Source organism: Brevibacterium marinum (assembly GCF_011927955.1).
Taxonomy (GTDB): domain Bacteria; phylum Actinomycetota; class Actinomycetes; order Actinomycetales; family Brevibacteriaceae; genus Brevibacterium; species Brevibacterium marinum.
The window spans coordinates 2,658,821-2,676,675 of sequence record NZ_JAATJN010000001.1 but is presented as its reverse complement, the minus strand read 5'-3'; the positions used below and the strand labels follow the sequence as shown (position 1 = coordinate 2,676,675).

At 63.4% G+C, this 17,855-nt stretch carries 20 protein-coding genes, 2 tRNA genes and 1 other RNA gene; 10 read left to right on the top strand and 13 right to left on the bottom strand.

Annotation, left to right across the window (positions count from 1 at the left end; genetic code table 11):
- The first annotated feature begins 16 nt into the window (after window positions 1-16).
- On the top strand, window positions 17-649 hold the full coding sequence (locus BKA07_RS11860; protein ID WP_167951062.1) for a hypothetical protein: 633 nt from the start codon (window positions 17-19) through the stop codon (window positions 647-649).
- Between the two features lie 12 nt (window positions 650-661).
- Here BKA07_RS11860 and rnpB read toward each other — a convergent pair.
- Window positions 662-1,029, bottom strand: an RNA gene (gene rnpB, locus BKA07_RS11855) — RNase P RNA component class A.
- A 152-nt stretch (window positions 1,030-1,181) separates the two neighbouring features.
- Between rnpB and BKA07_RS11850 the strand changes: the two genes are divergently transcribed.
- On the top strand, window positions 1,182-1,958 hold the full coding sequence (locus tag BKA07_RS11850) for a YaaA family protein (protein WP_342449045.1): 777 nt from the start codon (window positions 1,182-1,184) through the stop codon (window positions 1,956-1,958).
- Between the two features lie 20 nt (window positions 1,959-1,978).
- Here the strand turns inward: BKA07_RS11850 and BKA07_RS11845 are convergent, their stop codons facing one another.
- The gene (locus tag BKA07_RS11845; RefSeq protein ID WP_167951061.1) at window positions 1,979-2,707 is read right to left on the bottom strand and encodes a zinc ribbon domain-containing protein; all 729 of its coding nucleotides are present in this window, start codon (window positions 2,705-2,707) and stop codon (window positions 1,979-1,981) included.
- Window positions 2,708-2,753: 46 nt separating this feature from the next.
- Entirely contained in the window at window positions 2,754-3,587 is an 834-nt protein-coding gene (locus BKA07_RS11840) for a Nif3-like dinuclear metal center hexameric protein (protein WP_167951060.1), read from the bottom strand.
- Window positions 3,588-3,731: 144 nt separating this feature from the next.
- On the opposite strand from BKA07_RS11840, the gene BKA07_RS11835 reads away from it, so the two are divergent.
- From BKA07_RS11835 to BKA07_RS11825, 3 genes are all read left to right on the top strand, one after another.
- Complete coding sequence (locus BKA07_RS11835; protein WP_167951059.1) at window positions 3,732-5,273, top strand: fatty acyl-CoA synthetase; 1,542 nt, start codon at window positions 3,732-3,734, stop codon at window positions 5,271-5,273.
- A 214-nt stretch (window positions 5,274-5,487) separates the two neighbouring features.
- The gene (locus BKA07_RS11830) at window positions 5,488-6,768 is read left to right on the top strand and encodes a uracil-xanthine permease family protein (protein ID WP_209044242.1); all 1,281 of its coding nucleotides are present in this window, start codon (window positions 5,488-5,490) and stop codon (window positions 6,766-6,768) included.
- 58 nt (window positions 6,769-6,826) lie between these two features.
- Window positions 6,827-7,567: a L,D-transpeptidase family protein gene (locus BKA07_RS11825; protein WP_167951057.1), complete on the top strand. Its 741-nt coding sequence runs from the start codon at window positions 6,827-6,829 to the stop codon at window positions 7,565-7,567.
- A gap of 63 nt (window positions 7,568-7,630) precedes the next feature.
- Here BKA07_RS11825 and BKA07_RS11820 read toward each other — a convergent pair whose 3' ends face one another.
- From BKA07_RS11820 to BKA07_RS11805, 4 genes are all read right to left on the bottom strand, one after another.
- Window positions 7,631-8,176 (bottom strand): YceI family protein, encoded by a 546-nt coding sequence (locus tag BKA07_RS11820; RefSeq protein WP_167951056.1) that lies wholly within the window; start codon window positions 8,174-8,176, stop codon window positions 7,631-7,633.
- 232 nt (window positions 8,177-8,408) lie between these two features.
- Window positions 8,409-9,713 (bottom strand): M24 family metallopeptidase, encoded by a 1,305-nt coding sequence (locus BKA07_RS11815; protein ID WP_167951055.1) that lies wholly within the window; start codon window positions 9,711-9,713, stop codon window positions 8,409-8,411.
- 243 nt (window positions 9,714-9,956) lie between these two features.
- Window positions 9,957-10,030, bottom strand: a tRNA-Val gene (locus tag BKA07_RS11810).
- 53 nt (window positions 10,031-10,083) lie between these two features.
- Entirely contained in the window at window positions 10,084-10,566 is a 483-nt protein-coding gene (locus BKA07_RS11805) for a TetR family transcriptional regulator (RefSeq protein ID WP_167951054.1), read from the bottom strand.
- A gap of 83 nt (window positions 10,567-10,649) precedes the next feature.
- Here BKA07_RS11805 and BKA07_RS11800 point away from each other — a divergent pair.
- Window positions 10,650-10,723, top strand: a tRNA-Pro gene (locus BKA07_RS11800).
- A 63-nt stretch (window positions 10,724-10,786) separates the two neighbouring features.
- Here the strand turns inward: BKA07_RS11800 and BKA07_RS11795 are convergent.
- Window positions 10,787-11,131, bottom strand: a complete 345-nt coding sequence (locus BKA07_RS11795; RefSeq protein ID WP_167951053.1) for a cupin domain-containing protein — start codon at window positions 11,129-11,131, stop codon at window positions 10,787-10,789.
- Between the two features lie 100 nt (window positions 11,132-11,231).
- On the opposite strand from BKA07_RS11795, the gene BKA07_RS11790 reads away from it, so the two are divergent.
- Window positions 11,232-11,831, top strand: a complete 600-nt coding sequence (locus tag BKA07_RS11790) for a DUF2249 domain-containing protein (RefSeq protein WP_167951052.1) — start codon at window positions 11,232-11,234, stop codon at window positions 11,829-11,831.
- Window positions 11,832-11,866: 35 nt separating this feature from the next.
- Here BKA07_RS11790 and BKA07_RS11785 read toward each other — a convergent pair whose 3' ends face one another.
- Window positions 11,867-12,742 (bottom strand): ABC transporter substrate-binding protein, encoded by an 876-nt coding sequence (locus BKA07_RS11785; RefSeq protein WP_342449044.1) that lies wholly within the window; start codon window positions 12,740-12,742, stop codon window positions 11,867-11,869.
- Between the two features lie 307 nt (window positions 12,743-13,049).
- On the opposite strand from BKA07_RS11785, the gene BKA07_RS11780 reads away from it, so the two are divergent.
- On the top strand, window positions 13,050-13,862 hold the full coding sequence (locus BKA07_RS11780; RefSeq protein ID WP_167951050.1) for an AraC family transcriptional regulator: 813 nt from the start codon (window positions 13,050-13,052) through the stop codon (window positions 13,860-13,862).
- On the opposite strand, the gene BKA07_RS11775 is transcribed toward BKA07_RS11780, so the two are convergent.
- Entirely contained in the window at window positions 13,817-14,293 is a 477-nt protein-coding gene (locus BKA07_RS11775; protein ID WP_167951049.1) for an Lrp/AsnC family transcriptional regulator, read from the bottom strand. The genes BKA07_RS11780 and BKA07_RS11775 overlap by 46 nt on opposite strands.
- 109 nt (window positions 14,294-14,402) lie before the next feature.
- Between BKA07_RS11775 and BKA07_RS11770 the strand changes: the two genes are divergently transcribed.
- Both BKA07_RS11770 and BKA07_RS11765 read left to right on the top strand, forming a co-directional pair.
- Window positions 14,403-15,584 carry a trans-sulfuration enzyme family protein gene (locus BKA07_RS11770; protein ID WP_167951048.1) on the top strand — a complete coding sequence of 394 codons (1,182 nt, stop codon included), beginning with the start codon at window positions 14,403-14,405 and terminating at the stop codon, window positions 15,582-15,584.
- Between the two features lie 91 nt (window positions 15,585-15,675).
- Window positions 15,676-16,446: a MerR family transcriptional regulator gene (locus tag BKA07_RS11765; RefSeq protein WP_167951047.1), complete on the top strand. Its 771-nt coding sequence runs from the start codon at window positions 15,676-15,678 to the stop codon at window positions 16,444-16,446.
- Window positions 16,447-16,456: 10 nt separating this feature from the next.
- On the opposite strand, the gene BKA07_RS11760 is transcribed toward BKA07_RS11765, so the two are convergent.
- Genes BKA07_RS11760 through BKA07_RS11750 form a run of 3 tightly spaced genes read right to left on the bottom strand, consistent with a single transcriptional unit; the run spans window position 16,457 to window position 17,827 of the window.
- Complete coding sequence (locus BKA07_RS11760; protein WP_167951046.1) at window positions 16,457-16,861, bottom strand: HIT family protein; 405 nt, start codon at window positions 16,859-16,861, stop codon at window positions 16,457-16,459.
- A gap of 58 nt (window positions 16,862-16,919) precedes the next feature.
- Complete coding sequence (locus BKA07_RS11755; RefSeq protein ID WP_167951045.1) at window positions 16,920-17,387, bottom strand: redoxin domain-containing protein; 468 nt, start codon at window positions 17,385-17,387, stop codon at window positions 16,920-16,922.
- Window positions 17,384-17,827 carry a DUF3052 domain-containing protein gene (locus BKA07_RS11750; RefSeq protein ID WP_245161934.1) on the bottom strand — a complete coding sequence of 148 codons (444 nt, stop codon included), beginning with the start codon at window positions 17,825-17,827 and terminating at the stop codon, window positions 17,384-17,386. Before BKA07_RS11750 ends, BKA07_RS11755 begins: the two co-directional genes overlap by 4 nt.
- Between the last annotated feature and the right edge of the window lie 28 nt (window positions 17,828-17,855).

The following is a 17,855-nucleotide window of genomic DNA, read 5'->3' as shown; positions in this document are numbered from 1 at the left end:
GGAGGAAGGAATGGGAATGTCAGCACTCGGCAGGCTGCTCGGCCTCGTGGTTCTGCTGGTCACTCTGTGCATCGGCCTCGTCGTGGCCTTTGCGATCACTGCCATCCGACCTCAGGCTCTGCTTGCAGGCATCGTCATCTCCTGCACCACTGTGATCCTCGTGATGATCGGCACCATCGTCGTCAGCCGGCCCGGCTGGATTCTGTGGCTGGCCCTGCCCGCGTTGGCGCTGACCGGTCTCGGCGCGGTGATGTTGGCCGAGGACCTCGGTGTGAGCCGCTCGGGAGAGCCGACCGAGGTCGTGGTCGTCGAACACACCGTCGACGTCGATTCGAGCCTCGATTCGAGCTCGGATCGGCACCGCAAGGCGTATACGCATACGTACGAACTGGAGCGCACCGACGGAAGCCCCGTGGAGAAGCCGATCATCTACCGCGGTGAGGACGGCTACGATGACTTCGACACCGGGGATACGATCACTGCGCTCGTCGATCCCGAGGGTGAGGCGCCGACGGAACCGGCCGACAGCGTGAATGTCGGTGCCGACCTCGCCATCCTCATCGTGGGCTTCATCGGCGTCCTCGGCGTGTACGGCATGTCCTCGCTTCTGCTGTTCCTCAAGCCACCGACGGCACGGGACGCTCGCTGAACCGTTGGAGGTGAGGACAGGCCACCGATACGCCGGGTTCTGTCATCGAGTCGGTCGCCCTTCTCGACGGACGGTCATCTATCTGGGACCGCTGTTGCCACCGGCCTCGAGCAATCCACCCGACGACTCGGCGAGCAGCCTCGAACGTCGCCTGTCTGATCTTGCTCCGGATGGGGTTTACCCAGCGGCACCGGTCACCCGGCGCCCTGGTGGTCTCTTACACCACCGTTTCACCCTTACCCAGTCGGAACTGGGCGGTCTGCTTTCTGTTGCACTGGCCCGCGGGTTGCCCCGGGTGGGTGTTACCCACCATCCCTGCTCTGCGGAGCCCGGACGTTCCTCAGCCCTCGTGAGAGAGCCGCGACCGTCTGGTGACCTGTCCTCAAGTTCGCAAGTCTACCCTCCACTCACGCTCTCGTGTGCCGGGCCTGCCCACCCCTGCCCACGGATGACCGTGGGCAGGGTCGAAAGGTGATGAAGCTAACGCCGAGGGTCGGACGAAGCTCGCTTCATCGCACCCTACGATGGTGTGGTGAAGATCCTGCTGCCGCCTTCAGAAGGTAAGGCGCCCGCCAGTGCGGGCGCCCCGCTCGACCTCCCCGAGCTCTCGGCCCCGGATCTCAACCCCCAGCGGAAGAAGGTCCTCGCGACATTGCAGCGGGTCTCCGAACGCGAAGACGCCCTCGACCGTCTCGGGGTGGGGGCGTCGCTGGCCGCTGACGTCGAGCGCAATGTCAGTCTCGACACCGTGGCCTGCGCTCCGGCTCTGCTGACGTATTCCGGTGTTCTGTACGAAGCCATGGGCGCACCCGAACTCGTGGCCCAAGCTACGGGAAGCGAGGATCTGGCCCGGCGTCTGCGGAACGTCCACGTCTTCTCGGCCCTCTTCGGCCAGGTGAACGGGCTCGATCCGATCCCCGCGTATCGCCTGGCGATGAAGACGGATCTGGGCACCCTGGGAAAGCTCTCTGCCTGGTGGAAGCCGATCCTTGCTCAGTCCTTCACGGTCGACCCCGCCGAGGTGATCCTCGACTGCCGCTCCAGCGATTACCGGGCAGCATGGCCGGGGCCCCACGAGCAGGTCGTGACTCTGGGCGCGGTCAAGGTCAGCGGCACGAAACGCAACGTCGTCTCCCACTGGGCGAAGTACTATCGCGGCGAACTCGTGGGACGTCTGCTCTGGGACGACAGAGGTCTGCCGTCGAGTGTCGACGAGCTGCTGTCCCGGGCAGAGGAGTCCTATGAGGTCGAGTTCACGCCTCACGCCAAGAACAAGCCAGCGGCGTTGACCATCGTCCTGCGAGACTGAAGCGCACAGCTGCGTGTGCCTCAGGACTTGCGCAGCAGAACTGCCTCGCACTCCTCGCACTCATACGTCTCGTTCGGATCCTCGAGCAGCATCTCCTTCCACTTCATGCCGCTGATCTCCTGGCCGCAGGCCTGGCAGTTGGGGCCGCTGATGATCGCAGCTCCCGGTCCGCCCGCGGCGATATTGTGCTCGAACCGTCGCACCAGCTCGTCCGGCAGATCGGATTTGCGAGTCTGGGACTGCGAGGCATTGGCTTCGAGTTCTGCGGCCAATTCCGTCTTGCGTTCCTTGATCGCCGTCTGTGTGGCACGACCCGTTGCTGTCACCTCGGCGAGGGCGGTCTCGGCCTCTGACAGTGTGGTCTCGGCAGATTCGAGCTTCTCCATGGAATCGAGCTCGACCTCTTCCAGTTCCGCCACCTTCTCTTCGTGTCCGGAGATCTCGCTCTGCAGGTTGACGAGGTCTCGGCTGGTCAGGCCGGTACCGTCGTTGAGTTCGGCGGTCTTCTTCTTGATCTGGCTGTTCTGGGTCTCGATGGCTGTGGCGTGTTCGGCCACGTCGGCACGGAACTTCTCGACCACTTCGGCGGCTTCGGTCTTCTCGGCCTCGACCTCCTTGTGCTTGGCCACGAGCTCCTTGAGCTCCGCGGCTTGTGCGGGATTGTCGTGCTCGTGTCGAAGCGCGCGTCCGTGGGCGGCGAGTTCGATGAGAGACTCGAGTTCTGTCCGTTGCTCGGCAGTGATCAGCATTGTGTGTTTCCTTGTCATCGAAGCGTCGGTCGGCGTGTGCAGGCGGTCAGTAGCGTTCGACCCAGGGGTCGGTGCTGACGGCCGAGTGCTGCAGGGTGACGCGAAGTCCGCGCGCGGCGAATTCGGCCTCCAGCTGCTTCGCGGCGGCGGTGAGCCACACGGTCTCAGAGGCCCAGTGGGAGACGTCGATGAGCTGTGGGCGTCCGCCCTGTCGGTTGGCGGTGTCGCGGGCCTCCGTGGCGGGATGGTGACGGAGGTCGGCGGTGATGTAGACCTCTGCACCACTGGCCCGGACCTCGTCGAACAGCGAATCCCCGGCTCCCCCGCAGACGGCGACCCGCGTCACCGTCGCCGCTGGATCGCCGGCGATGCGCACACCCGTCGTCGTCCGGGGCAGGCGGTTCGACAGCGTGCGGGCGATGTCGCGCACGGGCGTCGGCGTCGTGAGGTCTCCCACGCGACCGATTCCGGTCTCTGAGCTGTCGGCATGCGGCGCGATCGGCTGCCCATCGTCGATGCCCAGCAGGGAGATGAGCGCATCCGAGACTCCCCCACGTGCCGAGTCCGCGTTCGTATGGGCGTTGAAGAGGGCGATGTCGTTGCTGATCAGGGTGTGGACGGCACCGCCCTTGAGCGTTGAGGCATTCACCGACTTCACGGGTTTGAGCATCAGCGGGTGGTGGTTGAACACCAGATCCGAGCCGAGGACGACCGCCTCGGCGATGACGGCGTCCATGGGGTCGAGAGCGAGCAGCATCGAGCGCACCTCGGCATCGGGGTCGCCCACGGCCAGACCCACGGAATCCCAGCTCTCCGCCAGGCCCGTCGGCCACAGTGTTTCGAAGACGTCGACACATTCGCTGACCTTCGGGTATCTCATGCGTCCACAGTATTACATCCGGCCGGCCGGGGTCAGCAGTCCTTGCGCTCGTGGGTCCGCGACGGCTGTCGGAGGATTCCCGCGACACGCAGAAATCCATGGGACGTGGTTCTCTTGACGATCGCTGCGCTATAGATTTGGCCCATGACTACGAATGCCTCGACTACGACATCGTCCGATCTGCACTTCTCCTCGACCGTCGCCGACATCGTCCGCCGCAGCGCAGGCAGATTCGGCGAGGACGCCGCCGTCGAATTCGGTGACCGCACGTGGACCTACGCCAGTCTGGACACCGCTGTCACCGCCGTCGCCCGTGAGCTGCTGAGCCTGGGGGCGAAGAAGGGCGATCGCATCGGCGCCTACGGGAAGAACTCGGATCTCTATCTCCTTCTCTACCTCGGATGTGCTCGGGCCGGTCTCATCCACGTGCCGGTCAACTATCAGCTGAAGAACGACGAACTCGACTACATCCTCGACAACTCGGGAGCCACGATCGTCTTCGCCGATGAGGACCTCCTCGAGGCGGTCCGAGCGACGCCGTCCGGAGCAGGCTCACAGGTCAGGGACTTCTCCACGCTCCTCGCACCGGCCACCGCCGCAGACGTTGCCCCGGCCACGACCGGCGAATTCGACGTCGCGGACGCCGACGTCGCTCAGCTGCTCTACACCTCGGGAACCACCTCGGCGCCCAAGGGTGCAGTGATGACGCACCGGGCGCTCGTCCACGAATACATGTCATCTCTGATGAGCCTCGACTTCGCTGCCACGGACCGCGTCGTCCACGCCCTGCCCCTCTACCATTCGGCGCAGATGCACGTGTTCCTTCTGCCGCTGCTGTCCATCGGTGCGCACAACATCATCGTCCCCGCCCCGGTCCCCGAACAGCTGCTGGCGATCTTCGAAGAACGCGAGATCAACTCCTTCTTCGCCGCTCCCACCGTGTGGGTCGCCCTGGCCAACAGCCCGGACCTCGAGACCCGCAATCTCGAGAGCCTGCGCAAAGGCTACTACGGCGCCTCGATCATGCCCGGTCCGGTGCTGGCGAAGCTGCGGAAGCGTCTTCCGAAGCTCGGCTTCTACAACTGCTTCGGCCAGTCCGAGATGGGGCCGCTGTGCACGGTGCTGCGGCCGGAGGAACACGATGACCGTCCGTCATCCGCCGGTCGCCCGGTCCTGTTCGTCGAGACCCGAGTCGTCGATGCCGACGGCGAGGACGTCGCCGTCGGCGAACAGGGCGAGATCCTCTATCGGTCGCCGCAGCTCTGTGAAGGATATTGGAAGCGCCCCGAAGCGACGGCCGAGGCCTTCGACAACGGGTGGTTCCATTCCGGAGACCTCGTCACGGTCGACGCGGACGGATTCGTCGAGGTCATCGACCGGGTCAAAGACGTCATCAACACCGGTGGAGTCCTCGTGGCCAGTCGGCAGGTCGAGGATGCGATCTTCGAACTGCCCCAGGTCGCCGAGGTGGCGGTCGTGGGAGTCGCCGACGAGAAGTGGATCGAGGCGGTCACCGCGTTCGTCGTCCGCAGATCCGATCAGGGTGACCTCGCCGAGGCGGCTGTGCTGGCCCATGTCAGGGACCGTCTGGCCGGTTTCAAGATTCCCAAGCGCATCGAATTCGTGGCCGAACTGCCCAAGAACTCGGCAGGCAAGATCCTCAAACGCCAGCTGCGCGAGGCCTGAGCCACGTCCACGGCCCATATCGGAGTCGAAGGCGAATAGACTGCTCACGGCAATGAACGCACGATGAGCACGGGCCGAGGTCTTCGGGCCGCGGATGAGGAGACCAGTGGTGGCATCCCACAACGACGCGACATCTGCTTCCAGCCCCTTCGACGGGCACTGGGGCTGGAAGCAGCACGGGGACGGAAAGACCATCCGCCCTGGTGAGGCCGTCATGCCCGAGGAGCGGATGAGCTGGCCGCGGACCGTGGGCATCGGGGCACAGCACGTCATCGCCATGTTCGGAGCCACGTTCCTGGTTCCCCTGCTCACCGGTTTCCCGCCCTCGACGACTCTGTTCTTCACCGCGATCGGGACACTTCTCTTCCTGCTGATCACCAAGGGCATGATGCCCTCGTATCTGGGGTCGTCGTTCGGACTGCTGGCCCCCATCGGCGCCGTCACCGGTTTCTCGGCCAGTTCGGGTGAGGACCTCGAACCCCAGGCCATGGCGCTGGCCCAGGGTGGAATCATCTCCGTCGGCGTCACCCTGGCGATGGTGGGACTCGTCGTCCACTTCGTCGGAGTCCGCTGGATCGAGATCACCATGCCTCCGGTCGTCACAGGAGCCATCGTCTCCCTCATCGGACTCAACCTCGCACCCGCGGCCTGGGACTGGGTCAGCCAGGCACCCCTGACCGCGGTCATCACGATCGCTGCCATCCTGGTCACCACCGTTGTGTTCCGAGGGATGCTCGGGCGGCTCTCCATCCTCATCGGCGTCCTCGTCGGCTATACCGCGGCCTGGGCACAGGGGCAGGTCGATTTCACCACGGTCGGTGAAGCCGACTGGGTGGGTCTGCCCGCGTTCCATGCTCCCGCGTTCGATCTGGGCTACCTCGGCCTCTTCCTCCCCGTCGTCTTCGTCCTCATCGCGGAGAACATCGGACATGTGAAGTCGGTGTCGGCGATGACCGGCCGTGACCTTGACAAGATCACCGGCCGGACGCTGTTCGCCGACGGATTCTCCACGATGCTTGCGGGATCGGGCGGTGGATCGGGCACGACGACCTATGCGGAGAACATCGGAGTCATGGCCGCGACCCGGATCTTCTCCACCGCCGCCTACCTGTGCGCAGGTGTGATCGCTCTCATTCTGAGCCTGTTGCCGAAGTTCGGAGAGATCATCGCCACCATCCCGCCGGGTGTCCTCGGCGGTGCGGCGACCGTCCTCTACGGCATGATCGGACTCCTCGGCGTGCGCATCTGGGTCGAGAACAGGGTCGACTTCTCCAATCCCATCAACCTCAACACCGCCGCAGTGGCACTGATCGTGGCGATCGCGAACTTCACGTGGACGCCCGGTGGACTGCAGTTCGAAGGCATCGCACTCGGATCAGCCTCGGCGATCATCATCTACCAGGTGATGAGAGGCATCGCGAAATGGCGCGGCACCGACCAGGATGACCTGATCGAGACCGGTCCTGAGATTGCTGAGCGAACGCCTCCTGCATGAGCGATGACACGTAGGTCCTTCCCCGAATGGTGGGAATCGGAGAATGAGGAGAGACGTCATGACACCTGCAACTTCACGATCACGCGGTACTCACCGGGCGCTGGCCTGTGCCTTCGCCGTCGTCTTCGTCGCCGGATCACTGGCGGCAGGGACGGCGGCACGGGCCTCAGCAGGCCTCGGAGCGGGGCTGGTCGACGGCGATGCCGCCGACAAGCCGTCTCACCTCGGTGAGACGTGCTCGGTGCCATCGGCGGCGACAGCAGGGAAGGTCATTGCTGTCAAGAGCACAGGTGGGGCGAGGGCCACAGTCACTGCCTGTGAGGAATGGGAAGGCGACTACTACCAGGCGATGAGCGTCAACGGGCACGTCGGCTACAACGGCATCGCCGAGGCCGGGCAGAAACGTGAGGGCGATGGCATGACGCCCTCCGGGGTGTACAGCATGGGCTACGGGTTCGGAGTCAAAGCGGAGCCCGAGCAGTTCCATGGAGCGAAATACGTCACGGTCACCGAAGACGACGTCTGGGTCGACGGCGATGCCGTGAAGGACTACAACACGATGCAGAAGAAGTCCGAGGGATACAGCGGCGAGCCCATGTACCAGACCCCGGCATACGACTACGGTCAGGTCATCGAATACAACACTGCGGGGACACCAGACAAGGGATCCGCGATCTTCCTCCACGTCAGCACAGGCAGCGGCAAGACCGCAGGCTGTGTGTCCGTGTCGCAGCAGAACCTGCTGAAGTTCCTCGACTGGGAAGACGACAGCGAGGTTGAGATGGCGATCAGCAGTTGAAAACGGTCGGCAGGTGCCGTTCCGCGCGCCTGTCGACCGTTCCCTTGGCTGCCGTCTGAGCAGCTACTGCTTGATCAGGGAGAGCTCAAATTCCAAGGTGATCTTGTCGCTGACGAGCAAGCCCCCTGAGTCCAAGGTCGTGTTCCATTCCACGCCCCAGTCCTTCCGGTCGATGCGGCGTTTTCCCTCAAGCCCGACCCTCAACGCGCCCTGATGATCGCGGTCGATGCCCAGCAGCTCGAGAGGAATCGAAACCTGACGAGTGACATCCCGAATGGTCAGATCGCCATTGACGATATAGCTGCCTTCTTCGACCTCGTCGACTCCGGTCGATGTGAAGGTGATCTTGGGGTATTTCTCGACGTCGAAGAAGTCCGCGCTTCGCAAGTGTGCATCTCGGTCGGAGGTTCGGGTATCGACGCTGTCGACGTCGATGGTGATGGTCACCTTGGTGCTGGCGAGGTCATCGGCGTCGACGACCGCCGTGCCTTCAACGACGTTGAAGGCACCACGAATACGCGTGACCATCGCGTGGCGGGTCGAGAAGCCGAGCCGGGTATGCGCGGGATCGATGACCCATGTTCCGGTCAGCTGTTCGTCTGATGACATGATCGTGCTCCTTTGGCCGATTTCAGTTCGAGGAACCCGGTACTGAGAGTCCAAGTCAGCAGCGCGAGAGTCCTGGCATACATATACGGCCAGCGTATCGGCTTTTCGGCTCTACTGTCATGTCGAGCGCGGGTCGATCTGACAAACCTCCTTGAACCAGCTTGCTCGCAGGTTCTCCGCATCGAGCAAAGGACGTCTCGGCTCTCTGCGCCGGGCGTCATCCGGCGCTCCCCTATCGCTGCGTTCCTGTCGCGCGCAGGATCTGAGCTGTGTACGGGTTGAGCTCAAGTGGATCGTCGTCGCCGACGATGACGGTGCCGCCGAGGTAAGCCAGGTGCTTGCCGTAAGCATAGTTCGGCTCGAGAGCGAAGGTCATCCCCGAAACGAGTTCCATATCAGAAGCCATGGTGGGCCTGTCGACTTCGGGCGGGTATGCGTCAGCGCCGACCATCGTTCTGCTGGCTTCTCTGGGGAAACCGCTGGCTGCGATCATAGGGTTGAGCGTGTGAATGGAGGGACCGAATTCCCAACCGTCCGCATTCAGGTACGGCGCGCGGATGGTGTCAACGACTTCTCCGAACGTTCGGCCGGGGCGCAGTGCGTCCAGGCCGGCTTCGTATGCCTCGCGCGCGATCTGCTCCGCCCGCAACAGCTCGGCATGCGGTTCTCCGAGGCTGATGGTGGCCTGGTGCTGTGAATGACGACCGCCGACGTTACTGAACACTTCGGCCGAGATGACATCGCCGTCCTGCAGGATCCGAACATTCTGAGGCCGGTAGCTCCACGGCGGCAGCCCCGAAGCGAGAGGAGCTGGCCCGGACCAGAAGTGCATGGCCGCCGGGGTCGTTCCTTGGAGATAACCCGCAGCCATCCCTGCGGCATAGACTTCGCTTTCAAGGACACCGGGAGCCGCGGCTTCGACCATAGCTCTGACCATGGCATCGCCGATGGCGGCCGAATGGCGGACGATGCCGACTTCTTCGTCCCCCAACGCCATGATGAGTTGGGAGAAGGCCATCCCCACCGGTCTGAATGTCGCGGCTGGAAGCTCGTCGAGGACTGCGTTCCACATCCGGTACGGAATAATTCCTTCGGGATACCACGGAGGATACGGATCCAAGCCGATGACACCGATGATGCTCTGCGTGAGTCCCAACTCGTGGAGCGTGTCAACGATGGCTCGGGAATCGCGAGAGGACCGAATACATGCCGGACGAATCCAGCTCGGGTCCCCGCGGCGAGCCGATTCGAGGTGGTCCTTCGTGAACATCTCCATCGGGAACAGCGACAGGGGTTCGCCGTGCCGTGGAAGGACGATCGTCGTCCCGGCTCGGCCGTTGCTGAACCAGGTGTCGTAGGCGAATGGGGCCGGACCCACGTCTTCGTGCTCTCCGTAGACGAGCAGTGCGTCCAGCCCCTCTCGCTGCATGAATGTGCGTGCAAGATCCCAACGGCGATCTCGCTCCGATGTCGAATAGCTCGGGGAGCCGTCAGTGATCAGGGCAGCGGCCGGGTGGTGTGAAGTGTCAGGCGTCATGTGACCAGGCTATGGCGCTGGTTCTGAACTGAGAATAGCTGATAGTCCACCATTCTTGCTCGAGAGTACAGGCAGACACGGCGCGGCATTGTCCGAGGTACGGATCGACCCGCTTGTAATAGATTTCGGCGACGGCGGCAGCCCCGGATTCGATGAACGGCTCGATTCAGACCGTTGCGATGTCGCTTTGGATCACTTTTCGGAAACGCTGCATTCTCGCAAACAACAGTCGAAAACGGGAGGTGGGCCCAGAGGGACTTGAACCCCCGACCCTCTCGGTGTAAACGAGATGCTCTAGCCAACTGAGCTATGGGCCCCACGCGAACGTGCCTGCTCAGTATGCCATAGGCCCGCGGCGCAGACGAATCCCTCAGACCTCGAGCAACTTTGCTGTGATCTCCGCGAGACGCTCTCCGGGACCGACGGCTGCGATGCCGAAGGCGCTGCGATTCTGCTCGATCGTCACGGCGCCGAGGACATGGGCCATGATTCCGTGTGAGGCGGAGGCCCCAAGAACGGAGACGCTCAACGCCGCCGGGGTCACCCTCTCGGGGGCGATGGAATATCCCAGCAGCATGATCTCGGCACCGTCACGATATGTGAGAAGTATCTCGCGCAGCGCCATGACCGCCGCCACCGGATCCGAGGTGGACGGGCAGCGTGCGTCGACGACTGCGTTCATCCGTGTGGCCAAGAGGACGAACAGCTCCTGCTTGTCTTTGACATGCCAGTACAGCGCGGATGGCTGGACCTCGAGCTCACGGGCGAGCCTGCGCATCGACAGGTCACCCAAACCGTAGCGGGAGAGGATGTCGAGAGCGGTCGTCGTGATGCTCTCGGCTGTCAGTGCCAATGAGACGTTCCTTCCATTTGCGGATGATCGGCCGCGCCGATTTTTCAGAACGCGCCACCATCGCTATAGTAGTTGCTGGTCACCGGGATATAGCGCAGCTTGGTAGCGCGCCTCGTTCGGGACGAGGAGGTCGTGGGTTCGAATCCCGCTATCCCGACCGTGTGAAGTGCCGCAACATCGTCGAGTCGATGTCGCGGCACTTCTCCTGTATCTGCGCCGGTCAGCTGAGGTCGATTCGGGTTGTCAGCAGGAACGCCGAATCCTCCTGAATCGCGACGGAGTGCCGCTCTGGAGGGACCGTCATCAAATCACCGGTGCCGAGGTCCCAGGATTCCGCCGTCGACGACAGCGTCACACTGCCCTGGATCATCTGCAGAGTCGCCTCGGGCGGCGACTCATGCTCGTCCATCGTCGAACCTGCGGTGAATGTCAACAGCGTCTGTTTGAGATACTGACCGCTGTAGACTGTGCGGGCGGCGCGGCCGCTGTGCGCGCTGCGCGCCTTATCCAGAAGATCCGCGGTCAGCTCACCGAGGTTGTTGACCTGATCGTGTTCGGCCATCATCCGTCCTGTTCCTCGAGTGGATCATGTTCATCGGGTCGATCGTGCACTCACGATGCTAACTTGTACATCGTTGGCCTGAAACAGACATCGGAGGATCACCATGGCCCAAACTGCCGCACCCGAACACATCGATGTTCGAGACGTTCCCAAGTCGCAGAGGCACCCGCTCATCATCGACGCATACCGCAAGCTGGAGGTCGGCACCGCACTGATCCTCGTCAACGATCACGAGCCCAAGAACCTCAGAACCGAGATGGAGTCCGAATTCGCCGAGGCGCTCGGCTGGGAGCCACTGCCGGAGGCAGGGGACGGATTCCGGGTTCGAATCAGCAAACGCGCGGCAACACCCCTCCCCCGTGTCATCGTCGATGTCGGCAATCTCGATGGGGTGCCCGAGTCTTCCGGATCCGTGTGGCAGTTCCAGCCCCAGCAGCGCGATCTCGATGCGAACATCATTGCGTTGGCTCCCGGCGGCGAAATCAAGGAACACGTCGGGCCGAAACTCGACGTGCTCATCCACGTCCTCCACGGTGCCGGAACTCTGGAGACAGAGCTGACTGCGCTCTCCCTCGCCCCCGGACAGATACTGTGGCTGCCGCGTCTCTCTCGTCGTCGGTTCCTCGCCGACGAGACTGATGGCCTCACGTACTTTTCGGTCCATCAGCGAAAACAGGGACTTTCAATCACGAGTCGACCCTGACAGCTTCGCCTTGAGCGGCGAGAAGGACGAAGAATCTACCTGTTCTTCCGGAACTTCGCCTCGATCGTGTCGAGCAGCGCAAGGGCCTCATCGTAATCGCCGCGAATCGCCCAATACGGCAGATCGTAGGCCTGTCCCGACGCGAAAGCCGGCACACGATTGTACGGTGCTTCCCGTTCGAGGTCGTCGACGCCGATGTTCGCATTGTTGAAGCCGACCACGAATACAGTCTCCGAGCGAAGTACATCAGGCAGCACCTCGAGCGACGGACCGAACGTGTCTCCCCCGGCGGTGTACGGTTCGATGTCGTTCTCGCGGAACAGGGGAGCCGTCGCAAATCCCAGCCTCTCTAGCTCGGCAGACAGGCTCGTTCCCTCGATGAGAATGTACGGGGTATCCGCGCGATCGAGAGTCAGAACGGACACTTCCCCTGCAGGAACGGCGATGTTTGCCTTCACCTCGGCAACTCGATCCTCATACGCGGATTCGAACCTCTCGTAATCATCTTCACGTCCCAGCACCTCGGCAGCGATGAACGAGAACTGGCCCTGCCAGCTCTCCTCCTCGCCGGAGACGATCACGGTCGGTGCCACTTCGGTCAACCTGGCGTAGGCATCCTTGGCGTGCTTGAGCGGGAAGCCGATACCGCCGGCGACGATGAGATCCGGATCCGCAGCGATGATGGCTTCCAAGTCGAAGCCATCGCTGCTCCACGGAAGGAATTCCGTTCCCTGGGCCTCGGCCCTCTCCGACCAGAACCGCGAGTACTCGCCAGTGGAATCCGTCACCTCCGGGGTCGTCGCAACAACCTGCTCGCCGAGGTCGAAGAGATAGCCGGCCAGGGCGTAGTTGAGCACGACTACTCGCTTCGGGTCGGCGGGCACGTCGATCTCGCCCTGTTCCGTGGACACAGCACGGGTGTCGGCGTCTGATGATGTGTCGTCGGATTCCGAAGTCTGAGAGCAACCGCTGACGAGGACGAGACTTGCCGCGGCTATGACTACACCGAGTCGATGAAGAACGGACATTGACCACCTCTGAAATATGGACCGGGCTCCCACGAGCAGATCACTCCGAACGTGGGAATCGGATAATATAGCCAAGCCTAACCAAACCAATCGACGAACACTCGACAGAGGCGACATCATCATTCGACCAGCGCGACACAATCTGCTCCGCACGAGCAACCGGGACTCGGGCGGGGGCAGACCGGTGGCCATGACTGGCCACGAGTTTCACTCACACGACTATCCGCTGCTCATTCACGTCGTCAGCGGATCTGTCGAGGTTCAGATCCGTCGACGCCGTCCTGCAACGCACGCCGTCGCGACAGAAGAGGCGGACGACATCGTCACGATGACGAAGAACCTCTTCCTCTGCGCCGGCTCCAGCGTGTGGCTGGGTTCCGGAGTCGAGCACGCGGTGACGACACTGAACACCAGCATCATGCTCGGTCCAAGACTGTCATCGCACACCGAACCTCCGGAAGGCGCACACGTCCTCGAACAGTCACCGGCCGTCCACGAGATCGCGCTGATCATCCTGGCCTCGGCTCCCGCCAGCGAGCCGGAGCGGCTGCCGTTCAGAACTGCGCTCGACACAGAACTGAATGCACTCGTCATCGACGACTTCGCCATTCCCGAGCCGCGACATCAGATGGTGCGAGCCGTTGTCCGTGATCCTGTCGCGATTCTCAGTACGGTCAACGCCTTGGCGGACAGGTTCGCGGTGAGCAGGCGTCATCTCGAACGGATCGTCAAGGACGATCTCGGAATCTCATTCCTCGGTTGGCGTACGCGGAGGCGGCTCAACCTCGCTCTGCTCCGAGTCCGCAGCGGCTCCACGGTGAGTTCGGCGGCACGATCAGTGGGATACGACAGTGCGGACGGACTCATCAAGGCTGCGTGTCGGATGACCGGTCTGCCGCGGCAGCGATTGTCGGAGGATTTCGCCGGATCCATCAGGGCATGGGCCACGTCCGCGGCTCAGGGGCCGTCGGGCAGCGAGGCAGTGCCGTCCTGCACTCTGTAGATGAGATTGGTGCGGGTATGGGCCACCGCCGGATAGCGGGTGAGGTAGTCGAGGACGAAGGACTGCACCGCCTCGGTGTCGGTGGCGACGATATGGAGCAGATAGTCATCGGCTCCGGCCATGTGATAGATCCGCACGACGCCGGGGAATCGTGGGGCGGCGGTCGTAAAGGCGTCGATCTCCGCCCGGTCGTGCTTGGCCAATCGGATCGAGATCAGGGCCTGCAGCGGAATCCCGACGGCCGCGGCATCGATGTCGACGCTGAACCCTCTGATCACTCCCATGGTCTTCAGGCGCTTGAGGCGCAGGGAGACCGTGGACTCGGAGACGCCCACCGCTGCGGCCAGCACGGTGCCCGAGGCCCGAGCATCATCGCCGAGTGCCTTCAGCAGTCTCCGGTCGACGTCATCGAGTTCCACTTTCTGCGACATGACTCACAGTCTGGCATACCCACTGCAAGGAACTTCGAACCACAGACACGATTTCACAGATCCTTGACGATTGTTTGCAGCTCGTCGCAGGAATGGCTTGAATGCCGATATGACCTCTATGCATCCAGAAACGCACATGGTCCACGGCGGAATGGACGGCCTCACCGATGCGGGAGTCCACGTTCCGGCCATCGACCTCTCCACCACCAATCCGGTCAACGATATCGCCACCGGAGGTGATTCCTACGAATGGCTCGCGACCGGGCATCCCCTCAAGGACGGCGACTCGGCGGTCTACCAGCGGCTGTGGCAACCTGGTGTGGCGCGCTTCGAGACCGCACTCGCCGAGCTCGAGCACGCGGATGAAGCCGTCGCCTTCGCCACCGGGATGGCCGCGATGACCGCGGCCCTGCTCGCGGCCGTCAGCGCCGGCACCCCGCACATCGTGGCTGTGCGTCCCCTCTACGGCGGCAGCGATCACCTCCTCGAAACGGGCCTGCTGGGCACCAGGGTCACCTGGGCGAAAGAAGCCGACATCGCCTCGGCGATCGAGGACGACACCGGGCTCGTCATCGTCGAGACCCCGGCCAACCCAAGCCTCGATCTCGTCGACCTCGACGGTGTCGTCGCGGCAGCGGGCGACGTGCCGGTGCTCGTCGACAACACCTTCTGCACGCCGGTCCTCCAGCAGCCGATCGCACACGGCGCGGCGCTCGTGCTGCACAGTGCCACGAAGTACCTCGGTGGACACGGTGACGCCATGGGAGGAATCATCGCCACCAACTCCGCCTGGGCGATGCGCCTGCGGCAGGTCCGGGCGATCACGGGCGCACTGCTGCACCCGATGGGCGCATACATGCTGCATCGGGGGCTGCGCACCCTGGCCGTGCGCATGCGCGCCGCACAGGAGACCGCCGGCCGGCTGGCCGAGCGACTGTCGGGGCACCCAGCCCTCGCCGCCGTCCGCTATCCGGGGCTCGAGGGGCAGGATCCACGTCAGTTGCTCGGGCGTCAGATGTCCGGTGGCGGCGCGATGATCGCGTTGGAGCTCGCCGGCGGTTTCGGGGCCGCCCGCAGCTTCGTCGAACACTGCAGCCTCGTCGTCCATGCGGTGTCCCTGGGCGGTGCCGACACACTCGTCCAACATCCGGCCTCACTGACCCACAGACCGGTCGCCGCCACGGCCAAACCCGGAGACGGACTGGTCCGACTCTCCGTCGGTCTCGAACACGTCGACGACCTGGCAGACGATCTGATCGCCGCCCTCGACGCCGCCAGAGCCGCCGCCTGACACGCCTGATCGGGAGAGGCCGATCCGGGATGGGAAACCATCTCCCAGCACCGTTGACATTGACGCGACGTCAACTTCTAAGCTGATGGTCATGGACCGGTCCATACAGGAAACAGCACGGATGACGGGGACGACGAGCCGAACACTGCGTCACTATGACGCAATCGGCCTGCTGCCGCCGGCTTACGTCGCCGACAACGGATACCGATACTACGACGAGGCGGGCCTGGTGCGTCTGCAGCGCATCCTCCTACTCAAGGAGCTCGGGATGCCGTTGAATCGGATCGCCGAAGTGCTCGAGAGCGCCGAGGATCCGATTGCGGCGCTGTCCGAGCACGTCCGCAGCCTCGGGCGCGAGCGTGCTCGGATCCAACGGCAGATCGTCGCCGTCACCGCGACCATCTCACGATTGGAAGCAGGTGAACCTCTCATGGCAGAGGAGATGTTCGATGGGTTCGACCATCGACAGCACGAGGACGAAGTCACCGAGCGCTGGGGTCGGCGCGCCTATGAGACCTCCGCCCACTGGTGGGAGTCGCTCAGCGCCGACGACAGGCGGTCATGGCAGGCGAGAGTCGAACAGCTGAGCCAGGACTGGAGCAGTGCCGTCGCAGCCGGTGCCGACCCCGAGTCGGACCGCTGTCAGAAACTGGCGCGTCGGCACGTGGAATGGCTGAGCGCCACACCCGGGACCCCCGCCAATGATCCCGAGGGCGACCTCGATGGATACGTTCGCGGGCTCGCCGACATGTACGTCAGCGATCCCCGTTTCGCCGCCAACTACGGCGGCATCGAAGGGGCGGAACTGGTCCGTGACTCGCTCAACGTCCATCTGGACGCACGAGCGGCGAGAGGGGACTGACCGCAGTCGATCAGGACTGTGATTCCAGGGCCCGTCGAATCCTCTCGGCGGGCCCTGCCAGCTGTTCGGGGCTCTGCATCTCGGCGCGGTCGGAGATGTCGAAGTCGGAGATCGAGTTCGTCGGCCAGACGTGGATGTGCAGGTGCGGGACCTCGTATCCCTGGATCATCACGCCGATGCGTTCGCAGTCGAAGGCCTCCTGCTGAGCACGTCCGATCACTCGACTCACCGCCATCAGGTGGTCAAGCAGCTCCTGGTCCGCGTCGATCCAGTGTGAGATCTCCTCCCTGGGGACGACCATCGCGTGGCCCTCGGTCATCGGCGAGACATCGAGGAACGCGACGCAGACGTCATCCTGATAGACGAAGGTGCCGGGGATCTCCCCATTGATGATCTTGGTGAAGATGGTGGCCATGATTCATTCCTCCTGATTGGATCTGCTCCAGCGTGGCAACGCGTTTCGCACCCTGGACTCACATGCTCGCTCGGGCGGAGCCGATGTCGGCCGTGAAGTCGCGCGCCTCGGCGCGCGCTGCCTGTCGACTGCTTTCGATCGTACCTGCCCGGGAGATGACGAAGACGCCGCGTTCGGCGACACCGTGCTCGGCGTCGAAGACGCCATATGACCGCGCGACCTGCCCGTGCGGCCAGAAGTCCGAGCCGAGGTTCACGGAGACGTCGCGGGCCTGGGCCCAAGCGGCGAGGGTGTACTTCGAGTCCGCTGTCATTGCGATGATCTCGATGGGATCACCGGAGCCGACCAGCTCCGTCTGCAATTCGTCGAGGGCGCGGATCTCATCACCGCACACAGGCGAGAAAGCGAACGGGAAGAAGACGAGGATGAGCGTCGAACGACGAAGAACCTCGGCGAGGTGAAGCGTGGACCCGAACTGGTCGGGCACACAAAAGTCAGGGGCCCGCACTCCGGGCCGAAGGATCATGAATAGTTCTTCTTGCCCACCAGACGGAACCCGGCCCAGTCATCGGCCGCGCTGACGGTCGACGTCACATGCATGCCGGCGGTGGGGGCCGCCTCGGAGATTTCGGCGGGGCTGATGTGGCCGGGGCGACTGGCCTTGGGAGAGAGCAGCCAGACCACTCCTCCGTCCTTCAATGTGACCTGCGCGTCGACGAGACCATCGATGAGGTCGTCATCGTCCGAACGCCACCACATCAGAATGACGTCGAAGACATCATCGACATCACCGTCCGCGATGTCCTCACCGATGATGTTTTCGATCGCCTGACACAGATCCAAGTCGACGTCATCGTCGTAGCCGACTTCTTGCACATAGTCTCCCGCTGCCAGACCGAGGTTCTGGCCCAGCTCGCTCGGGAGGGTCGACGTGGAAGATGTCCTTTCAGAAGAGGAGTTGCTCATGCCCTTATTGTTCCGTCAAGAGTGCCGG